The sequence below is a fragment of the Streptomyces sp. NBC_00459 genome (genome assembly GCF_036013955.1).
In the GTDB taxonomy this organism is placed as follows: domain Bacteria; phylum Actinomycetota; class Actinomycetes; order Streptomycetales; family Streptomycetaceae; genus Streptomyces.
The window spans coordinates 8,187,077-8,206,337 of sequence record NZ_CP107903.1; the positions used below are offsets into that span (position 1 = coordinate 8,187,077).

Annotated in this window: 17 protein-coding genes and 1 tRNA gene; 11 read left to right on the forward strand and 7 right to left on the reverse strand. The window is 70.9% G+C overall.

The window, feature by feature from the left end:
- Positions 1-52: 52 nt before the first annotated feature.
- Positions 53-137, forward strand: a tRNA-Leu gene (locus tag OHN74_RS36080).
- A 168-nt stretch (positions 138-305) separates the two neighbouring features.
- Positions 306-1,154 carry a DUF429 domain-containing protein gene (locus OHN74_RS36085; protein ID WP_327698761.1) on the forward strand — a complete coding sequence of 283 codons (849 nt, stop codon included), beginning with the start codon at positions 306-308 and terminating at the stop codon, positions 1,152-1,154.
- Between the two features lie 422 nt (positions 1,155-1,576).
- Here OHN74_RS36085 and sthA read toward each other — a convergent pair whose 3' ends face one another.
- Both sthA and OHN74_RS36095 read right to left on the reverse strand, forming a co-directional pair.
- Positions 1,577-2,980 carry a Si-specific NAD(P)(+) transhydrogenase gene (sthA, locus tag OHN74_RS36090; protein WP_327698762.1) on the reverse strand — a complete coding sequence of 468 codons (1,404 nt, stop codon included), beginning with the start codon at positions 2,978-2,980 and terminating at the stop codon, positions 1,577-1,579.
- A gap of 116 nt (positions 2,981-3,096) precedes the next feature.
- Positions 3,097-4,416: a DUF3533 domain-containing protein gene (locus tag OHN74_RS36095; protein ID WP_327698763.1), complete on the reverse strand. Its 1,320-nt coding sequence runs from the start codon at positions 4,414-4,416 to the stop codon at positions 3,097-3,099.
- 306 nt (positions 4,417-4,722) lie between these two features.
- On the opposite strand from OHN74_RS36095, the gene OHN74_RS36100 reads away from it, so the two are divergent.
- Positions 4,723-4,929, forward strand: coding sequence for a hypothetical protein (locus OHN74_RS36100; protein WP_327698764.1), 207 nt, complete (start codon positions 4,723-4,725; stop codon positions 4,927-4,929).
- Between the two features lie 48 nt (positions 4,930-4,977).
- On the opposite strand, the gene OHN74_RS36105 is transcribed toward OHN74_RS36100, so the two are convergent.
- From OHN74_RS36105 to OHN74_RS36120, 4 genes are all read right to left on the reverse strand, one after another.
- Positions 4,978-6,189: an IS110 family transposase gene (locus OHN74_RS36105; protein ID WP_327698765.1), complete on the reverse strand. Its 1,212-nt coding sequence runs from the start codon at positions 6,187-6,189 to the stop codon at positions 4,978-4,980.
- A gap of 234 nt (positions 6,190-6,423) precedes the next feature.
- Positions 6,424-7,428: an RNA polymerase sigma factor gene (locus OHN74_RS36110; protein ID WP_327698766.1), complete on the reverse strand. Its 1,005-nt coding sequence runs from the start codon at positions 7,426-7,428 to the stop codon at positions 6,424-6,426.
- A 306-nt stretch (positions 7,429-7,734) separates the two neighbouring features.
- Positions 7,735-8,127 carry an SCO5389 family protein gene (locus OHN74_RS36115; protein ID WP_327698767.1) on the reverse strand — a complete coding sequence of 131 codons (393 nt, stop codon included), beginning with the start codon at positions 8,125-8,127 and terminating at the stop codon, positions 7,735-7,737.
- 66 nt (positions 8,128-8,193) lie between these two features.
- Positions 8,194-9,144, reverse strand: a complete 951-nt coding sequence (locus OHN74_RS36120) for an ATP-binding protein (RefSeq protein ID WP_327698768.1) — start codon at positions 9,142-9,144, stop codon at positions 8,194-8,196.
- A 184-nt stretch (positions 9,145-9,328) separates the two neighbouring features.
- Here OHN74_RS36120 and OHN74_RS36125 point away from each other — a divergent pair, with 184 nt between their 5' ends.
- From OHN74_RS36125 to OHN74_RS36155, 7 genes are all read left to right on the forward strand, one after another.
- Positions 9,329-9,865 carry a GNAT family N-acetyltransferase gene (locus tag OHN74_RS36125; RefSeq protein WP_327698769.1) on the forward strand — a complete coding sequence of 179 codons (537 nt, stop codon included), beginning with the start codon at positions 9,329-9,331 and terminating at the stop codon, positions 9,863-9,865.
- Between the two features lie 149 nt (positions 9,866-10,014).
- The gene (locus tag OHN74_RS36130) at positions 10,015-11,517 is read left to right on the forward strand and encodes an ABC transporter substrate-binding protein (protein WP_327698770.1); all 1,503 of its coding nucleotides are present in this window, start codon (positions 10,015-10,017) and stop codon (positions 11,515-11,517) included.
- Positions 11,518-11,520: 3 nt separating this feature from the next.
- Positions 11,521-13,281, forward strand: coding sequence for an ABC transporter permease subunit (locus tag OHN74_RS36135; protein ID WP_327698771.1), 1,761 nt, complete (start codon positions 11,521-11,523; stop codon positions 13,279-13,281).
- Positions 13,282-13,322: 41 nt separating this feature from the next.
- Positions 13,323-14,507 carry an MDR family MFS transporter gene (locus tag OHN74_RS36140; protein ID WP_327700390.1) on the forward strand — a complete coding sequence of 395 codons (1,185 nt, stop codon included), beginning with the start codon at positions 13,323-13,325 and terminating at the stop codon, positions 14,505-14,507.
- Positions 14,508-14,680: 173 nt separating this feature from the next.
- Entirely contained in the window at positions 14,681-15,589 is a 909-nt protein-coding gene (locus tag OHN74_RS36145; protein WP_327698772.1) for a UTP--glucose-1-phosphate uridylyltransferase, read from the forward strand.
- 251 nt (positions 15,590-15,840) lie between these two features.
- Complete coding sequence (locus OHN74_RS36150; protein WP_327698773.1) at positions 15,841-16,431, forward strand: hypothetical protein; 591 nt, start codon at positions 15,841-15,843, stop codon at positions 16,429-16,431.
- A gap of 46 nt (positions 16,432-16,477) precedes the next feature.
- A complete protein-coding gene (locus OHN74_RS36155; RefSeq protein WP_327698774.1) occupies positions 16,478-17,221 on the forward strand; it encodes a YcnI family copper-binding membrane protein in 744 nt (247 codons plus the stop codon).
- A 95-nt stretch (positions 17,222-17,316) separates the two neighbouring features.
- Here OHN74_RS36155 and OHN74_RS36160 read toward each other — a convergent pair whose 3' ends face one another.
- The gene (locus OHN74_RS36160) at positions 17,317-18,108 is read right to left on the reverse strand and encodes a CDP-alcohol phosphatidyltransferase family protein (protein ID WP_327698775.1); all 792 of its coding nucleotides are present in this window, start codon (positions 18,106-18,108) and stop codon (positions 17,317-17,319) included.
- A 106-nt stretch (positions 18,109-18,214) separates the two neighbouring features.
- Here OHN74_RS36160 and OHN74_RS36165 point away from each other — a divergent pair, with 106 nt between their 5' ends.
- A complete protein-coding gene (locus OHN74_RS36165) occupies positions 18,215-19,198 on the forward strand; it encodes a 3-hydroxyacyl-CoA dehydrogenase NAD-binding domain-containing protein (RefSeq protein WP_327698776.1) in 984 nt (327 codons plus the stop codon).
- Positions 19,199-19,261: the final 63 nt, after the last annotated feature.

Sequence of the window (19,261 nt, forward strand, 5' to 3'; positions counted from 1 at the left end):
ATTGTTGGTCATGTCGCTGCGGGGCACACCCCCGACCTGCGGCAGACACCTGGTCCGGGTGGCGGAATGGCAGACGCGCTAGCTTGAGGTGCTAGTGCCCTTTATCGGGCGTGGGGGTTCAAGTCCCCCCTCGGACACAAAGCATGAAGTTGGACATTTGCTGATTGCCAGTTACCGGTTGGGCCTTGAGGCCTGCCGGTAATTCTGCTTTCAGGGGCCTCTCGAGTCCTGCACTCGAAGATTGTTCTGCCGTACAGGGCAGAACCTGCCGTATCTCGCGGCCCCTTCTCTGGTAAGACCGACCCATGGGGATCGAACGGTTCATCGGCATTGACCTCGCCTGGGCGGAGGGCGGAACTCGTGCCGGAACCAATGAGACGGGGGTCGCCGCGGTCAACCGGCTCGGCACGGTGATCGACTGCGGCTGGACCCGCGGCATCGAGGAGACGCTGTCGTGGCTCGCCAGGGTGGCCGTCGACGGATCGACCCTGGTCTTCATCGACGCGCCGCTGATCGTTGACAACCCGCAGGGTCAGCGACTGTGCGAGCGGGAGGTCGGCCGACGGTACGGCCGGTGGAAGGTGAGCGCGAACAGCACCAACCAGAGCTCTCCCCGGCTGGCCGGAACACTCTTGCGCGGACGGCTGGAGGAGCTGGGCTGGACCTACGACGACGGCAGGGACGGGCCGCCGACGGGCGGGCTGGTGATGTCCGAGTGCTATCCGTACACGACGTTGGTCGGAGCCGCCGAACTCGGCTACGACCAGGAGCGCCCCACGTACAAGCGCCGCCCGGCACGAGTTCCGACGGCACAGTGGAGATCGGTCCGCGCGACTGAGTGCGACAGGCTGATCGCACGCATGGCGGGTCTGGCCACCGCCGATCCGCCTCTCCTGCTCGCCTCCCACCCGGCCTCCCGCCAACTCCTCGACGAGCCCACACCTCAACGGGCGGCCGAGTACAAGCACCGGGAAGACCTGATCGACGCACTGCTCTGCGCGTGGACGGCAGCACTGTGGGACCGGCACGGACTCGCGCGCTGCCAGGTACTGGGGCCTGCCGGCCTCGTACCGCGCGGATCTGCTCCGACCATCATCGCGCCGGCCCGCCCCGAGCAACGGCGTGACCAAGAGGCGAGTCGAGCACTGTCCTGATCGTGTTGTCCCGTCTCGGATGTCGTCCGCGAACAACCGCCTGATCAATTCCGGGCAGGGCAGCCCGACTTCGGCCGGAGTGTTCTTCAAGGCCTCGGGTGTACAACGTCCGGAGCGGGGCTGCGGGTCCCGATGCGTCCGGGAACCACGCCGGAACCGACGCGGGCCATGCTCCCTGTCGCAGCGACTCCGAGGAGAGCCGCGAGCGCGACGGAACCCGCCCGGTTCGAGTCCGGCGGCAGCGGTAGCCGGGGCGACAGCTGTGTTGAGGCAGCCCTCACCCAACAGGCCATCTGTGTAAGCGACTTCGAGGACCCGACCTGTCCCCGCTTCGCGGTCGGGCGAGACGGCCGGACCTCGTTCGTACGGTGTGCCGCGCGCGGCTGAGCCCATCGGACGGACCCAGCCGCACTGCAGGGGACTCAGTCCCGCAACCGGTCGATCTGGCGCAACTTGTTCGTCGCGTCCAGAGCCGCCACCTTGTAGGACTCGGCGAGCGTCGGGTAGTTGAAGACCGCGTTGACGAGGTAGTCGACCGTGCCGTCGCAGCCCATCACGGACTGGCCGATGTGGATCAGTTCGGTCGCTCCCGTGCCGAAGCAGTGGACACCGAGGAGTTTGCGGGTCACCGGGCAGACCAGCAGCTTGAGCATGCCGTGGGAGTCGCCGATGATCTGGCCCCGGGCCAGTTCGCGGTAGCGGGAGATGCCCACCTCGAACGGGACGCTCTCCTCGGTGAGTTGGTCCTCGGTACGGCCGATGAAGCTGATCTCGGGGATGGTGTAGATGCCGATGGGCTGGAGGTTGTGCATCCCGTCGACCGGCTCGCCGCACGCGTGGTACGCCGCCGCCCGGCCCTGTTCCATCGAGGTCGCGGCGAGGGCCGGGAAACCGATGACGTCGCCGACGGCGTAGATGTGCGGCACCTCGGTGCGGTAGTGCTCGTCGACCGTGATCCGGCCGCGCCGGTCGGCGGACAACCCGGCCTTGTCGAGGTCGAGTTCGTCGGTGAGGCCCTGTCGGCCGGCCGAGTACATCACCGCGTCCGCGGGGATCTTCTTGCCGCTCTCCAGAACGGTGAGGGTGCCTCGGGAGTGGCGTTCCACCGCCGCCACCGTCTCGCCGAAGCGGAAGGTGACGGCGAGGTCCCGCAGGTGGTACTTCAGCGACTCGATCACTTCGAGGTCGCAGAAGTCGAGCATCCCGGGCCGCTTCTCGACGACCGTGATCTTGCTGCCGAGCGCCGCGAACATGGAGGCGTACTCCATTCCGATCACCCCGGCCCCGACGATGACCATGGAACGCGGCACACCTTCGAGGTTGAGCACGTTGTCGGAGTCCATGATCGTGCGTTCGTCGAACTCGACGGTGTCCGGGCGGGCCGGCCTGGTCCCGGTGGCGATGATGATGTGCTCGGCGCTCAACAGCCGTTCGTGGCCGTTGACTTCGCGCACAGCCACGGTGTGGTCGTCGACGAAGCTGCCGGTGCCGGCGAACAGGGAGACGTGGTTGCGGGAGAGCTGGCTGCGGATGACGTCGACCTCACGACTGACCACGTGCTCGGTGCGCGCGGTCAGGTCGGCGACGGTGATGTCCTCCTTGAGACGGTAGCTCTGGCCGTACAGATCGCGCTGGGTGAGGCCGGTGAGGTAGAGCACCGCCTCGCGCAGTGTCTTGGAGGGGATGGTGCCGGTGTGGATGGAGACCCCACCGACCATGTCGGGGCGGTCGATGACGGCGACGCGGCGGCCGAGCTTGGCCGCCGCGATGGCAGCCTTCTGGCCGCCAGGGCCGGATCCTATGACAAGCATGTCGAAGTCGGGCACCCTGGTGAGTCTGTCAGCACGAGGCCGCCGCCCGAAAGGGTGAACGGGCAACGGTTGACGTCAAAACCGCTGCTCCGCCACCGGATCGTCCCGCCGAATCTGTCCCTCGCTTCGGCTCAGGAAGGCCAAGGCTGCGGAGTGAGGCGTTCGAGGCCCCTGCGGTCGTAGTAGCGGGCCATCGCGAAGCCGAAGAGCAGCGCGAGCGCGGCGCCGACCGCGATCATGATCCAGGCGCGGGTCAGTCCGGCGTCCCCGCGGGCGTCGAAGTAGAGGATCGCGCGTGCCCCGTCGCCGAGTTGGCGCATGGGTTCGAACGCGGACAGGAAGCGGTAGAAGTCCGGAACCGCCTGGAGCGGGACCGTGGCCCCGGACGACGGCAGGCCCAGGACGATGAAGACGAACATCGACACGAGCTGGCCGATCCCGCCGAAGGCCGCGTTGATGGCCTGCACACCGAGGCCGACCGCGAGGGTGGCGCAGTACGAGTACAGCCACAGCAGGGGCAGATGGTCGGCGTCCATGCCGAGGATGCCGACGGTGGCGACCATGATCAGGGAGACGCTCAGGAGCGTGATCCCGGCGGTCATGCCCATCTTCAGCAGCAGGGTCTGGGTTCGGGTGATGGGCACGGTGGGCCGGCGTGTGTGCCAGGGGCCGATCTCGTTGTCGGCGTAGCCGAGGGAGGTGTCCACCCCGTTGCTGATGACGTTGGCGCCCAGGAATCCCGCCAGCACGAGCAGCAGCGTGTAGTAGAAGGTGCTGAGGCCCAGGCCGCTGTGGGTGCCGATGGGGTGGCCGACCAGGGGGGTGACCGTGACCGGGTCGGCCAGCAGCAGCTTCGTCGTGGCGCTCGCCCCCTTCGCGCTCGCCGTCAGCTGCTCGCCGATGGTCCGGGACGCCTGGTGGGCGGCGGCCGTGGCGATCTGACCGGCGAGGGAGGAACCGAGGCTGCCCTTGCCGGGGTTGGTCAGTACGGTCAGCGCCGGACGGGCGGTGGCGTCGGCGCCGGTCAGCGCGGCGACCGAGGCGGTGAAGCCGTCGGGTACGACCAGTGCGCCGTAGATCTTGCCCGAGTCCAGCTCGTCCTGGGCCCGGGCGAGGCTCAGTTCACGCCACTGCGCCTTGTCGCCGCCGGAGGTGTCGGTGGTGATCGCCTTGATGATCTGCTCACCCAGGTTCTCCTTCTGCCCGGGCAGCGGCGCGCCCCGGTCCGCGTCGACGATGCCGATGGGCAGGTCGTGCAGGTCGCGGTTGGGGCTCACGATGCCGCCCATGTAGAGCAGCGACAGCAGCAGCGCCAGCAGCCCGGTCAGGACGGTGGGCAGCAGCCACAGCTTGGGCCGGCCCAACAGGGCGGTGGCCCGCGCCTGGACGCCGGTGGCGGGGGAGGAGGGATCGGGGGAGGGGGATTCGGGCGCGCTGTCGTCGGTTGCCATGGTTCTCCGATGGTTCTGGAGCGGTTCGGGACCGTGCGGGTGACGGTCGTCGTGCCGGCCTGGAGCGGGAAGCCGCCGCCCGTCGGCCCAGGATCGTGGGTACGGCGGCACGGCCACGCCAGCGACTCGCCGGTCCGGAGACTACGTCCCCCGGGTGAACGGTCATGTGAGGCAGGGCCCAGGCCTGGAGCGTCGGCGTCCGTTGCCGCTCACGTCCTCAGTGACCAGCCGGAAGACTGATTTTCCGGCGCGTGCGGTCGGGTGGGGGCGGGCCCATCGCGTCGAGGGACCGTCAGGGGACCACGAGTGGCTGTTCGCGCTTCGCGAGGCAGGCTCCTCGCCCCACCCGTTGCCGCCGACCGGTACCAGGTGCGCGTCAGCCGCGGCTGCGGGATGCTCGGCGCCCGGCGCGGAACCCGCGCCGACGGGGCCGTCGTAGGCCGAGCGGTCGGCGTCCTCCGTACGGCACTCGGCACCGCCCGACCGCCCACGCCGGAGGAGGGCCGCCCCTGAACCGGAGGGGGGTGCTTCTATCTGTTCGGTCAAGGTCTGTGGGCTTGGTCAGGCTGTCTGTTCGTGTCCGGGCTGGTAGAGGGTGCGGTGCTTGAGCATGGCGTGCAGGACGTCGACGCGGCGGCGGGTGAGGCAGATGAGGGCTGCGTTGTGGCGCTTCTTTTCCGCCCGTTTCCTGTCGTAGTAGGCCCGCGATTCGGGGCTGCTCAGCGAGGCGAACGAGGCGAGGAACAGGGCCCGTTTGAGCATCTTGTTGCCGCCGCGGGGCGGTCCCTCACCCCGGATGGAGGTTCCCGAACGACGCGTGGTGGGGGTCAGTCCCGCATAGGAGGCCAGGTGGGCGGCGGTAGGGAACGCGCTGGCGTCGCCGACCTCGGCCAGGATGCGGGCACCGGTCCTGACCGCGACCCCGAGCATGGAGGTCAGGACCTTCGCGAGAGGGTGGGCCTCCAGCAGGGCGGCGACCCTGCGCTCCAGCATCTCCCGGCGCTTGAGGAGGACCGCGAGGGCCTCGGCCAGGCCGGAGACGATCTCCCCCGCCGAGCCGGTGCCGGGAACCTGCACCGTCTGCTCGGCCAGGGCGGTGGTGATCTGGCCGGCCAGGCTGGAGGCACTGCGCATCCGCGGGGCGGCCTGGAGCATGACCTGCGCGATCTGCTCGGTGCCGGCCTGGGCCAGCTCGGCCGGGGAGCCGAAGGTCTGCAGCAGGGCCAGGACGGCCGGGTGCCGCAGGCGGGGCCCGAGGACGCGTTCGAGGGCCGGGTGGATGGAAGTGAGCAGTCCGCGCAGCCGGTTGGAGGTGCGGGTGGCGTCCTGGGCGAGGTCGTCGTCGTGGCCCAGGACCATGGTCAGTTCGGCCCGCACGCTCTCGTCGGGGTCGATGGTGTGCAGCAGGTGGGGCAGGGTGCGGGCGGCATCGGCGATGACATAGGCATCGCGGGCGTCGGTCTTGCCGGTGCCGGGGTGCAGATCGGCCAGCCGTCGCATCGACAGGCCCGGGAGATAGGCGACCTCGCATCCGCAGGCGCGGGCGACGGTCACCGCCAGGGTGCCGATGGAGGCCGGCTGGTCGACCACGACGAGGACCTTCCCCTTGCGCTTGAGGCGGGTGAACAGCTCCCGCAGCTGGGGCTCGCCGTTGGGCAGCGGCTTATCGAAGGCCGTACGGCCGTCGGCCAGCAGGGCCGTGCCGTGGTGGGTGGACTTGCCCACGTCCAGGGCGCAGAACACGTCGATCGAGGTGAAGTCATTGCTGATCACCGGGCTTTCCCTCCCCGGAGTCACAACCGGTGGCCCACCCGGGCACCGGAGATCGGCAGCCACATTACGCAGCCCTGCCCGTGGGCGGACACGCTTCCATCAGCGATCAACCGGTGCCGCCGGGACCGGTGACAGCACCCCCCGGATCATCAAGGACAGGGGCAGCGAGTCATACCGGCCCCGAAGGCCACGAACCCGAACCGGGCTCTACGAAGAAGGTAATGGGCGGCCGGGTCACATGGCGTCGAGGTAGTCCCGCAGCACCTGGGAGCGGGACGGGTGGCGCAGTTTCGACATCGTCTTGGACTCGATCTGGCGGATGCGCTCGCGCGTCACGCCGTACACCTGGCCGATCTCCTCCAGTGTTCTGGTCCGGCCGCCGGACAGGCCGTAGCGCAGGGAGATGATGCCGGCCTCCCGGGGGGTCATCTCCGCGAGAATGGACTGGATGGTCTCCTGGAGCAGCAGGAAGGTGACCATCTCCATGGGGGTGACGCTGTCCCGGTCCTCGATCAGGTCGCCGAGTTCGCCGTCGCCGTCCTCGCCGAGGGCGGTGTGCAGCGAGACGGGCTCCCTGGTGTAGGCGGTGAGCTCCGGCAGCCGTTCCACGGGGACGCCCGCCTTCTCCGCGAGTTCCTCCGGTGTGGGCTCCGTCCCGAAGTCCTGGATCAGCTCGCGGCGGGTGCGGGCCACCCGGTTGATGACCTCCACGAGATGTACGGGAATGCGGATGGTCCGGCCCTGGTCCGCCAGCGCGCGGGAGATCGCCTGCCGGATCCACCAGGTCGCGTACGTCGAGAACTTGAAGCCTTTGGCGTAGTCGAACTTCTCGACGGCCCGGATCAGGCCCGTGTTGCCCTCCTGGACCAGGTCCAGGAACAGCAGTCCGCGGCCCGTGTAACGCTTGGCGACCGACACGACCAGGCGCAGGTTCGCCTCGATGAGGTGGGACTTGGCGCGCTCTCCGTCCGCGGTGAGGATCTCCAACTCCCGCTGGAGTGCGGGGTCCTCCGGTGGGTCCTCCAGCAGTTTGTGCTCGGCGTACAGGCCGGCCTCGATCCGTTTCGCGAGGTCGACCTCCTGCTCGGCGCTGAGGAGCCGGACCCGGGCGATCAGCCGGAGGTAGTCCCGCACCTGGTCGACCGACCCTCCCCCGGTGGCCAGCCGGGGGAGGGGAGCATCGCTCTCGTCCTCGGTGGCCGGGTCGAACACATCGGTCACCTCGGTATCGGTCGCCATCGTGCTCACTTCCTCTCCAGGAGTGCACGCAGGAACGTCCCAGTAGGAGAACGAGGCACCACCGCCACGTGTTCCGGAGTCTCCTGAGCAATCACCAGGCCACCGGTGGCCCTGCCCCCCGGGTTGATATCGATCACCCGTTCGATCCTAGGGTACAGGGAGCCGCGGGGTTTCCGAATCGTTATCGAATTCGGTGGGGCTGGAATTCGTGCCCACGGATATGCGCCATTGTCAATTCCCCGGGGATTTGCCATTCCCCCTTCCCTGTCCCCGGGGAATTGCCGTCGGGCGCGGCGGGCCGGCGCGTCAGCAGTCGCGGAACTCCGGCGACTGGTTGAGGACCTGCGAGCGCAGCGAGGTGAAGCGGGCGTAGGTCGCCCCGCTCTGCGCGCCGGGGTGGAAGGCGGCGACCCGGTGGCAGTTCTGGAAGGCGAGTGCGATGCCGAAGTGCCGCTCCAGGCTCCCCCGGATCGCGTCACTGGCCAGCGCCCGCAGCAGCTGACCGCGTTCCTTCTCGGAGGGCGGCGGAGTCTGGTTGTCGGCGAACTCGGCGGTGCCGCCCTGGAGTTCGGAGGCGAGGTCGGCGATGAGCCGGTAGGCGTACGGGAGCGAGGTGCGGACGGTTTCGACGAAGTCGTCCTCACGGATGTCACCCTGCTCGGCTTCGGCGAGGAGCTGGGGGGAGACGTCGAGCGACATGTTTGGCTGTCCTGTTCTTTTCTTTGGTTTTCTTGCGTTCTCACGGGTGGTGCGACCGAGGTGGGATCAGGTGAGAGCGGCAGGCCCGTGCACGAAATCCGGGTCCACCTGCTCGGCCAGGTCCAGGCCCGTCGCCCTGTCCGCCCACGCGCGGGCGTTGCGTAGATGGAACTCGACGGCGTGCCGCTGGAAGGCGGCCCAGTCCTTGGGGCGGGCGTCGACCGCGTCCCGGAGCTGGTTCAGCGCGTGCAGGTTCTGCGGCTCCAGCTCGCCCTGGTCGCGGCCCTGTTCGGCGGCGCGCACCCAGCTGGACTGGACGAAGTGGGTGAGCAGGTCGTCGCCGGTCTCCTCCTTGAGGAAGAGAAGGTCGTCCTCGCCGGTGACCTTGTTGCCGATCACCGCGAGCGGAATCCCGAACTCGCGGGCGTGGTCGCGGTACTGGCGGTAGACCGAGACGCCCTTGCGGGTCGGTTCGGCGACCAGGAACGTCATGTCGAACCGGGTGAACAGTCCGGAGGCGAACGCGTCCGCGCCGGCGGTCATGTCGACGACGACGTACTCGCCGGGGCCGTCGACGAGATGGTTGAGATACAGCTCCACCGCGCCCAGCTTGGAGTGGTAGCAGGCCACGCCCAGGTCGCTCTCCTCGAAGGCGCCGGTCGCCATCAGCGGTACGCCGCCCACGCGTTCGACGTGCCGGGAGTGGATCTCGTCGTCGCCGAGCGGGCGCAGCAGCCGTGAACCTCGGCCGGCCGGGGTCGTCTTGACCATGGCCTCGCGCGACTCGATGCGCGGGTTGGTGCCCCGCAGGTAGTCCTTGATGTCACCGAGGTGGGCGCTGAGCGGCGGCGCGGCGAACGCTTCGCCGGCGACCGGGTCGAGCGCCTCGGCCAGGTGTTGGTTGATGTCGCCGTCGATGGCGACCACGGGTGCGCCGGAGCGTGCGAGATGACGGGAGAACAGTGCGGACAGCGTGGTCTTGCCGCTGCCCCCCTTGCCGACGAACGCGACGCGCATTACCGGGCCGCTCCTCGCCCTTTGCCGTCCGGCTCTTCGCCAGTCGTTTTGAAAATGAATGTCATGTGGCAAGTTTTTATGCGGCGCCCGGGGCTCTGTCAAATCGCCTCGCCCTCAACTGGACTCCAGTTGTGTGGAGTTGGCGATCGCTTGTTCGATCAACGTAAATGCATATGATGTGCAGGTGCGTGACTACTGCATCAGGACGGCGACTTCCGGTGATCTCGACGGCGCGCGAGCCGTCATGCTCGACACCGTCTATCGCGACTTCGGGACGGGCTATGTGCCGCGCTGGCACGGTGACATCGTCGACCCGGCGTCCGCCTATCTCGCTTCCGCCCGCCACACCCTCCTGGTCGCGGTCGACGAGCGCGACGCGAGCGTCGTGGCCACCGCCGCCCTCGACTCGCGCGGCCCGCTCCATCCGCCGAATCCGCGCCGGCTCGCCGAGCGCTATCCCTCGGATGTCACCGCGCAGTTGCGTCGGGTGTACGTCCGTCCCGAGCACCGCAGGCGCGGTCTGGCCCGGCGGCTCGTGGCGGAACTGCTGGCCTTCGCGGCGGCCGATGGCGGCTATCGCGCCGTCTATCTGCACACGGATCCGGCGGTGGCCGGCGCCGAGGGGTTCTGGCGGTCTCTGGGCAAGGTCGTGCACGACGAGCGCGAGGACGCGGGCGGCGGGCAGAGTGTCGTGCACTTCGAGGTCCCGCTGACGCGGTGATCGTCGGCGGCCGACCCCGGGCTGGCTATTGGAAATGATTATCAGATAGGCTCCCGTTTCTGTGCGGCCGACCCGTCCCTGTACGGCTCCTTCGTGCTGCCCACCCCTGTGTGAAGCCCCCTGTGTAGACCCCTACGGAACCGAGGACCATGCGCACCCCCCGCCGTCGCCGACTGCTTGTCGGACTGCTGCTCTCCCCGCTGCTCACCGGTTGCTTCGCCTCCGGCGGCGACGACAGCGAATCCTCGTCGGACGCCGGGTCCGGCTCCCGGCTGCGGGTCGCGCTCGCCTTCCCGCCCGCCGAGAACCTCTCCCCGTACGGCGCCGACGCGACCCTCCTCAGCCGCCTCGGCGTCACCGAGGGTCTGACCGCCCTGGACGCCAACGGCTCCGCCGCTCCCGCGCTCGCCGAGTCGTGGACCCGCGAGGACGACCGCACCTGGCTGTTCACGCTGCGGGAGGCCACCTTCCAGGACGGCTCCGACGTCACCGCGGACACCGTCGCAGCGGCCCTCACCCGTGCCACCCGGGCCGAGCCCGAGCCCGCCGCCCTCACCGGCGTCACCCTCACGGCGAAGGCCGCGGGCGACGGACGAATATCCGTCACCACCGCGGAGCCCGACCCCGTGCTCCCACTGCGTCTCTCCAGCCCCGGCCTCGCCGTGCTCGCGCCCAAGGCGTTCGCGAAGAAGGGCGCCGTCGACCCGGTCGGCACCGCCACCGGGCCCTTCGAGCTGACGAAGACCAGCGGCTCCACCGCGGCCACCCTCGACCGCTTCGACGACTACTGGGGCGGACGCGCCCAGGCCGCCGGGATCGACGCGCGGTTCATCGCCGACGGCACCGCCCGAGCCAACGCCCTGCGCACCGGCCAGGTCGACATCGCGGAGGCGATCCCCGTCGCCCAGGCCGCCTCGCTCGACAAGGCGACCCGCCGTGAGACCGCCACGGCCCGCACCACCTCCCTGCACCTCAACACCAGGACCGGCGTGTTCAAGGACGCCAGGCTGCGGGCCGCCGCCCGAGCCGCCGTCGACACCTCCGCGCTCGCCGACGGTGTCTACGAAGGCCACGCCGACGCCGGCCAGGGCATCTACGGTCCGGCGCTCACCTGGGCCGAGGGCAAGCGCGTCCAGCCCGCCGGACGCGCGAAGGCGGCGGCGCCCAAGGGTGTGTCCGTAACCCTCGCCACGTACGACAACCGGCCCGAACTCCCGGAAGCCGCACAGGTGTTGAAGCAGCAGCTGGAGAAGGCCGGGTTCAGGGTGAAGCTGGAGGTGCGGGAGTACTCGCGCCTCGAAAGCGACGCGCTGGCCGGGAAGTTCGATGCCCTGGTCGCCGCCCGCAACACCATGCTCGACTCCGGCGACCCCGTCTCCGTCCTCGCCAGCGACTACACCTGCGACGGCGGCTACAACCTCTCCCTGCTCTGCGACAAGAAGGTCGACCAGGCGGTCGCCAAGGCCGAGGGCATCGAGGACACCGCCGAGCGGCAGGACGCGGCCATGACGGCCGAGGCGCTGATCCTCGGCGACGACGCCGTCGTCCCGCTGGTCCACCAGCGGATCATCACCGGCGTCGACGCCGACGTACAGGGCGTGCTCCTCGATCCGTACGAGCGCACGCTGGTCGGTACCGGAACGCGGCGCTGACCCGTGCGGGGTCGTGCGGGCACGCTCCTGTGGCGTGCCCTGCTCGCCGCGCTCCTCGTGTGCGGGATCGGTCTGCTGCCCTGGCTGACCCGCACCGACCCGGCGTTCACCGTGCTCAAGGCCCGGTCCGCGGAGCGCGAGGCCACCCCGGCCGTGCTGGCCGACATCCGGGCCCAACTCGGCCTCGAAGCGGGGCCGTTGCGGCTGCTCGGGGACTGGCTCGGCAGGCTGCCGCGCGGCGACGCCGGGCGGTCCTGGATCTCCGGATCCGAGGTCATGCCCGATGTCCTGCAGGCGCTCGGCGCCTCGCTGCTGCTGATGGCCGTGGCCCTGGCCATCGCCTTTCTCGTCGCAGCCCTGGTGTGCGCGCGGACCTTGCGCGGCGGCGGGCGGCGGCGTGGCGGCGGCAGCGGGTCGGCGATGGTCGCCGCGCTGCCGGAGTTCCTCACCGCCTCCGTGCTGGCCACCGTCGTCGGCGTCCAGCTCGGCTGGCTGCCCGCCCTCGGCTGGTACGGACTCCAGTGGACGATCCTGCCCGGACTGGCCCTCGGCCTGCCCGCCGGTGCGCTGCTCGGACGGCTCCTCGACGATTCTCTGCCCGGCGCCTTCGCCGAGCCCTGGGCGCTGGCCGCCGCCGCACGCGGCATCCCGGCCCGGCGGATCGCGAGCCAGGCCGTGCGGCGCTGTCTGCCCGCACTGCTTCCGAACGCCGGGCTGTTCGTCGTCGGGCTGACCGGGGGTTCGGTCGCCGTCGAGCAGATCTTCGACATCCCGGGCCTCGGCCGCACCGCCCTCCAGGCCGCCATCGCCCAGGACCTGCCCGTCCTCCAGGCGAGCACTCTCGCCCTCGTCCTGCTCGCGACCCTCGCGGCGGGCGCGACCCGGGTCATGGCCCGGCTGCTCATCGGCCCCGCCCTGCGCGACGGCGGCCTCTCCTCCCTGCACCGGCCCGCGCCGCCCGCCGGCCGCACCCCGCCCCTGCTGTACGCCGGTGCGCTGCTCGGCGTCGTCGCCCTCGGGCTGCCGCGCGACCCCCTCGCGCTGGACACCCGGGCCCGGCTCCAACCCCCCTCCTGGGCCCACCCGTTCGGCACGGACGCCCTCGGCCGTGACGTGCTCGCCCGGGTCGGGCACGGCGCCCTCGACACGCTGCTGCTCGCCACCGCGATCAGCGCCGCCGCCCTGCTGATCGGGCTGCTGCTCGGGCTGGTGCCCCGGCTGTCCGGACCGCTCGTCGACACCGTCAACGCGATACCGCCCGTACTCGCCGCGCTGCTGGTCACGGCGGTCGTGGGCAGCGGCGGCGCCACCCCCGCGCTCGCCGTGACCGCCGTCGCCTGGGCGCCGCTGGCCGCGCACACCGCCGCCCTGCTGCGCCAGGAACGCGCCACCCTCCATGTCGAGGCCACCCGGGGCCTGGGCGCCGACCGCTGGTACGTCCTGCGGCACGAACTCCTGCCCGCCGCGCTGCCCCCGGTCACCCGGCACGCCCTGCTGCGGCTGCCCAGTGTCGCCCTCGCCCTGGCCGCCCTCGGCTTCCTGGGCCTCGGCGCCCAACCGCCGTCCCCGGAATGGGGGTTGCTCCTCGCCGAGAACCAGCCGTACGCCGAACGCGCCCCCTGGGCTGTCCTCGCCCCCGCCGCCGTACTCGCCCTGCTCGGCGCCCTGGCCGTGACCGCGGCGGGCGTCACGGTCCGGCGACCCCGGACGGCGGCGCGAGCAGGCCAACCGCTTCCGGAATCGAGAGAGTTGGCATTCCAGTGACCGCCCCCGCAACCGTCGTCGAGAACAAGGCGCCCGCCCGGATGCGACTGTCGCCGCTGCTGCGGCTGCTGATCCTGACCCAACTCGCCTTCAACATCGGCTTCTTCGCCGTACTGCCCTTCCTCTCCGAACACCTGGGGCAGACGATCGGCATGGCGGGGTGGCTCGTCGGTTTCGTCCTGGGCCTGCGCACCTTCAGTCAGCAGGGGCTGTTCGTCGTCGGCGGCGCGCTCGCCGACCGGTACGGCATCCGACCCGTGGTGCTAGCGGGCTGTGCCCTGCGCATCGCCGGCTTCGCCTGGCTCGGCCACGCAGACTCCACCGCGACCGTCATCGGCGCCGTTCTCCTCATCGGCTTCGCCGCCGCGCTGTTCTCGCCCGCCGTCGAGTCCGAGGTGGCCCGGCAGGCGGTGGTCTGGGAGGAGAGAGGAAACGGCTCGCGCACCCGGGTCCTCGCGCTCTTCACCGTCGCCGGACAGGCGGGCGCCTTCGTCGGGCCGCTCCTGGGCGGACTGCTGCTGGCCGTCGACTTCCGGGTCGTCTGCCTCGCGGGCGCCGGGACCTTCGTCCTCGTCCTCGCCGGACACGCCTGGCTGCTCCCGCAGCACATACCCGGCCGGGAGCGCATACGCGCGAAAGGGGGCGTGCGCGTACTGCTGCGCAACCGTCGATTTCTGGCACTCTGTTCGGCCTACGGCGCCTATCTGCTCGCGTACAACCAGCTCTATCTGGCGCTGCCCGCCGAGGTGGAGCGCGCGACCGGCTCGCAGACCGCGCTGGCCTGGCTGTTCGCCCTTTCCTCGCTGCTCGTCGTGACCGCCCAGCTGCCGGTCACCCGCTGGGTCGGCGACCGGCTCGCCCTGCGCCGCTCGATGGTCGCCGGGATGCTGCTGATCTCCGCCGGGTTCGCGGTCGTGGCGCTGGCCAGGCCCGCAGGGTGGACCGGCACGGCCGGGCTGCTGCCCGCCGCCGGCTTCGTCGTACTGCTCACCTTCGGCCAGATGCTGGTCGCCCCCGTGGCCCGCGCCTGGGTTCCCGACCTCGCCGAGGACGGCCGGCTCGGCCTCTACACCGGCGCTCTCTCGTCGGTTTCCGGCCTGATCGTGCTGGTCGGCAGCTCGCTGACCGGCACCCTTCTCGACACCGGACTGCCCGCGGCGGTGCCCTGGCTGGTACTGGCCGCCGTACCTCTCGGGGCGATCGTGGTGCTCCCTCGCCGGGCCTGAACCGTGGCCGGGGGAGCACCCCGGGCGTCTGGGCGGCACAGCCGTGGGGCATGCCGAATTGGTAGCGTCGCACCACGCGCCGACAGGCACGGGTGAGCACCGAGCACCACCACCGAGCACGACCACGCACCACGACCGCTGATATACGTACGCGCTTTCGTACAGGGGGGCCTATGGCCACGATTCGCAGGGCAGTCATTCCCGCCGCCGGACTGGGGTCCCGGCTGCTGCCGCTCACCAAGGCGACACCGAAGGAGATGCTGCCCGTCGGTGACAAGCCCGTCATCGAGCACACCGTCCGGGAGCTCGTGGCCTCGGGCATCACCGACATCACCATCGTGGTGTCCGGCGGGAAAGGCCTGATCCAGGACCACTTCCGGCCCAACCCCGCCCTGGTCGACCAGCTGCGCGCCGACGGCAAGGCCGCCTACGCGGACGCCGTCGAGGAGGTCGGCGAGCTGTCCCGGCTCGGCCACATCACCTACCTCGACCAGCACGGCCCGTACGGCAACGGCACCCCGGTCCTCAACGCCGCCCGCAACTTCGGCGACGAGCCGATGCTCGTGCTGTGGCCCGACGACGTGTTCGTCGCGGAGGTCCCGCGCGCCCAGCAGCTGATCAAGGCGTACGAGGCGACCAACTCCCCGGTCCTCGCGCTGATGCCGATGGACCCGGGCGACTCGCAGCGCTACGGCGTCCCCGTCGTCAAGGAGGACCTCGACGACGGTCTGCTCCGCATCACCGGCCTGGTCGAGAAGCCCCGCCCGCAGGACGCGCCCTCCTCGTACGCGGCCATCGGCGGCTACGTCATCACGCCCGGCATCATCGACGAACTCCGTGACCAGACCAAGCGCTGGTACGAACACCGCACCGGCGAGGTCTACCTCACCGACGCCATCAACGCCTACGCCGCCGGCCGGGCCGTCTACGGTCAGGTGATCCACGGCCGCTGGTACGACACGGGCAACCCGCTCGCCTACCTCACCGCCCAGTTCGCGGCCGCGCTCAACGACCCGGAGTACGGGCCGCACCTGCGCCGCCTGGCGAAGGAGCTGGAGGGCGAGGAGACCGGCGGGGCCTGATGACCCCCGGTCCCCGTCCGGGGGCTCCGCCCCCGGGCCCCCGGTCGCGATGAACGCGCTCGTCCTCAAGCGCCGGACGGGCTGGGTGGTGCCGGGCGGCGCTGAAGAAGGCGGCCGACGTCAAGCGGCCGACGTCAAGCGGCCAAGGACGCCCGGCAAACAGGCCAGGACGGGTCACCCCAGGTCCGCGGCACGACCTGGGGTGACCCTCGCGTCATGTCGCCGGCCGGCCGTGGGAGGATCCCGGCACGATGAGCGCTTCGCCGGCGGTACGGAGTCTGCGCGCCGCGGTGTTCGCCGCGGTGTGCGTCCTGCTGGCCGCCGCCGCGCACGGTCTCGCGACCGGCGGTACGCCGTCGGCGGCGGTGGCGGGTGCCGGGTTCGCGGCGGTGTTCGCCGTCGGCTGGCTGCTCGGCGGCCGGGAGCGTTCGCTGCCGGGGATCGGCACCGTGACACTGGTCACCCAGGCGGGACTGCATGTCGCGTTCGGCGCGTTCGGGTCGGTGCGCGGCCGGGCCATGGCGCACGCGCAGCATCCCGGGATGCGCATGCCCCACGCCCACCTGCACGCCATGAGCGCCCACGCCGTCTCCGCGCACGTCGTGGCCGCTCTGGTCGCCTCCTGGTGCCTGCGGCGGGGCGAGGCGGCGCTCTGGTCGCTGCTGCGCTGGGCGGTCGCCTTCGTACCGGGCCTCGCCGCCTGGTGGCGGGACGCGCCCGTCGGGCCGCCCCGCACGGCTCCGGGGCGCGTGTCGTCGCCTGTGGCGGGGCCGCGCCGGCTTCTCCTCGGGTACGCGGTGAGCGGTCGAGGGCCGCCGACAGGGATTCCGTACACGCCCTGAAGTTGCCCGACATCAGTCACCAGTACGGAAGTACGGAGTTCCGCCCATGTTCCCGACACGCATCACCCTGCGCCGCGCCGGCGTCGTGGCCGCTCTCGCCGTCGCAGGCGTCCTCGCCACCGCGGGTGCCGCATCCGCGCACGTCACCGTGCACCCCGAGAGCTACGCCAAGGGCGCCACGGACGGCGTCCTGACCTTCCGGGTCCCCAACGAGGAGAACACCGCGAGCACCACCGAGGTCCAGGTCTTCCTGCCCACCGACCATCCCGTCCTCGGCGTGCTGGTCACCCCGGAGGCGGGCTGGACCGCGAAGGTCACGACGACCGAACTCAAGACACCGATCAAGACGGACGACGGGACGATCACCGACGCCGTGTCCGAGATCACCTGGTCCGGCGGCCGGATCCGCAACGGGGAGTACGAGGACTTCGACGTCGCGTTCGGCCAACTCCCCGACAACACGGATCAGCTGGCCTTCAAGACCCTCCAGACGTACTCGGACGGCAACGTCGTCCGCTGGATCGAGACGCCTCAGGCGGGACAGGACGAGCCGGAGAACCCGGCGCCGTCGCTGAAGCTGACGGCGGCAGCGGCGGACAAGGGTTCGGACGACGGGGCTGTCACGAGTCCCTCGGCAGCGGCTTCGGTGAAGAGCGACGCGGGCCGGGCCTCGGACTCGGCCAGTGACTCGACGGCTCGCGGGCTGGGGATCGCCGGGCTGATCGTGGGGGTGGTGGGCCTGGCCTCGGCGGCGTTCGCGCTGGTCAGGACCCGGACTTCACGTTCGTAGAACGGTAGTTGCAGTAGCCGCGGTAATTGCAGTCGTTGCGGGAAACACGGCGGTCGCCGTACACGCGGTCCGCGCCTTGTCGCGCGGGCCGCACCTCAGCGGGAGACGGCCTCGGACACCAGCGCGCGCAGCCGCTGCTCCACCGGGACGAGCGACGCGACGGGCGCCGTACGCGGGCGGGACGTCCGGTACAGCCACAGGATGTCCCGGCCGAACGACCAGACCAGCGTGCCCAGGGCCAGCGCCGCCACCGCCTGTGTCGCCGCGAGAGGCAGGTACCCGGAGGCGGCGAGCAGGAGCAGGATGCCCTGGAGGGCGGCCACGGTCTTGCGGGCGGTGCTCGGGGGGAGCGGGGCGTTCAGCCAGGGCAGGGCGCGGGCCGCGGCGACGAAGGCGTAACGCATACCGCCGATCAGCAGGACCCACGGGCCCAGCGACATCGACACGTACACGCTGAGCACCAGGATGAGGAACGCGTCGACCTCCATGTCGAAACGCGCGCCCAGCTTCGAGCAGGTGCCCGTGCGCCGGGCGACCTTGCCGTCCACGCCGTCGAGGATCAGGGCCACGGCAGCCAGTCCGACGAACAGCGTGATGGGCGGCGAGTTCACGAAGGAGTCCGCGACCAGCGCCGTCACCCCGCCGACCAGGGTCGCCCGGCCGAGGGTGACCCGGTTGGCCGGGCCGAACGACTTGGACCCCGACCGGTGCAGCGCGCGGGACAGCACGGCCCAGGTGGCGATCGCGAACGCCAGTCCGGTCAGCCAGCCCGCCGGGCCCAGACCGATCGCGGAGCCGAGCAGGACCAGCACCAGGACCTGCAGGCCCGCCCCCAGAGCAGTCTCCTGCTGAACCAGCCTCGCCTCGTACGTGTTGTTCAGGGCCACCGCGAGTCCTCCGCCGTATGTACAGAGTGGATCATGCCGCGTACTGTGCGCGGACTGTGCACATCGCAGTACGTGAACAACTTCCCAAGCGTTCAGGAGGACCTCGATGAAGCGCGCCGCACGTGCGTTCTGGATCGGTTCGCCGGACCACGGAGAGATCCGTGACGTCGAACTGCCGGCGCCCGGCGAGGGCGAGGTACTGGTCCGCACCCTGTTCTCCGGGGTGAGCCGCGGCACGGAGACGCTCGTCTTCCGCGGCGGGGTCCCGGTCAGCCAGTACGCCGCCATGCGGGCGCCGTTCCAGGAGGGCGACTTCCCCGGTCCGGTCAAGTACGGCTATCTCAACGTCGGTGTGGTGGAGGAGGGCCCCGATGCGTTGACGGGCCGTACGGTCTTCTGCCTCTACCCGCACCAGACGCGTTACGTGGTTCCGGTGGACGCGGTGACACCGGTGCCGGACGGGGTGCCCGCCGAACGCGCGGTGCTCGCCGGGACCGTCGAGACCGCCGTGAACGCCCTGTGGGACGCTTCGCCGCTGGCCGGCGACCGGATCGCGGTGGTCGGCGGCGGGATGATCGGCTCGTCGGTCGCCGCCCTGATCGCCCGGTTTCCGGGAGTGCGCGTCCAGTTGGTGGACGCCGATCCCGGCCGGGCGAAGACCGCCGAGGCGCTCGGCGTCGACTTCGCGCTGCCCGGGGACGCCCTGGGGGAGTGCGACCTGGTCGTCCACGCCAGCGCCACGGAGGCGGGACTCGCCCGCTCGCTCGAACTCCTCGCCGCCGAGGGCACGGTGATCGAGCTGAGCTGGTACGGCGACCGGCGCGTCAGCCTGCCGCTGGGCGAGGCGTTCCACTCCCGGCGCCTCACCGTCCGCAGCAGCCAGGTGGGTACCGTCTCCCCGGCCGCGCGGCCCGGCCGCACCTACGCCGACCGGCTCGCCCTGGCCCTCGACCTGCTGGCCGACCCGGCGCTCGACGCCCTGATCACCGGTGAGTGCTCCTTCGAGGAGCTCCCGGACGTACTGCCGGGGCTGGCCTCCGGGGAGATCCCGGCGCTCTGTCATCGCGTCCGCTATCCGGACGCAGGCTGAGGGATTCGCCCGACCTCCGAAAACCGGATCGGGCACATGAACAAGTCGTTGAACAAGCTGCCG

Coding starts and splice junctions, on each gene's coding strand:
- OHN74_RS36085 (WP_327698761.1), top strand. CDS start 306: ATGGGGATCGAACGGTTCATCGGCATTGACCTCGCCTGGGCGGAGGGC.
- OHN74_RS36095 (WP_327698763.1), bottom strand. CDS start 4,416: ATGGCAACCGACGACAGCGCGCCCGAATCCCCCTCCCCCGATCCCTCC.
- OHN74_RS36110 (WP_327698766.1), bottom strand. CDS start 7,428: ATGGCGACCGATACCGAGGTGACCGATGTGTTCGACCCGGCCACCGAG.
- OHN74_RS36115 (WP_327698767.1), bottom strand. CDS start 8,127: ATGTCGCTCGACGTCTCCCCCCAGCTCCTCGCCGAAGCCGAGCAGGGT.
- OHN74_RS36120 (WP_327698768.1), bottom strand. CDS start 9,144: ATGCGCGTCGCGTTCGTCGGCAAGGGGGGCAGCGGCAAGACCACGCTG.
- OHN74_RS36130 (WP_327698770.1), top strand. CDS start 10,015: ATGCGCACCCCCCGCCGTCGCCGACTGCTTGTCGGACTGCTGCTCTCC.
- OHN74_RS36140 (WP_327700390.1), top strand. CDS start 13,323: ATGCGACTGTCGCCGCTGCTGCGGCTGCTGATCCTGACCCAACTCGCC.
- OHN74_RS36145 (WP_327698772.1), top strand. CDS start 14,681: ATGGCCACGATTCGCAGGGCAGTCATTCCCGCCGCCGGACTGGGGTCC.
- OHN74_RS36150 (WP_327698773.1), top strand. CDS start 15,841: ATGAGCGCTTCGCCGGCGGTACGGAGTCTGCGCGCCGCGGTGTTCGCC.
- OHN74_RS36155 (WP_327698774.1), top strand. CDS start 16,478: ATGTTCCCGACACGCATCACCCTGCGCCGCGCCGGCGTCGTGGCCGCT.
- OHN74_RS36165 (WP_327698776.1), top strand. CDS start 18,215: ATGAAGCGCGCCGCACGTGCGTTCTGGATCGGTTCGCCGGACCACGGA.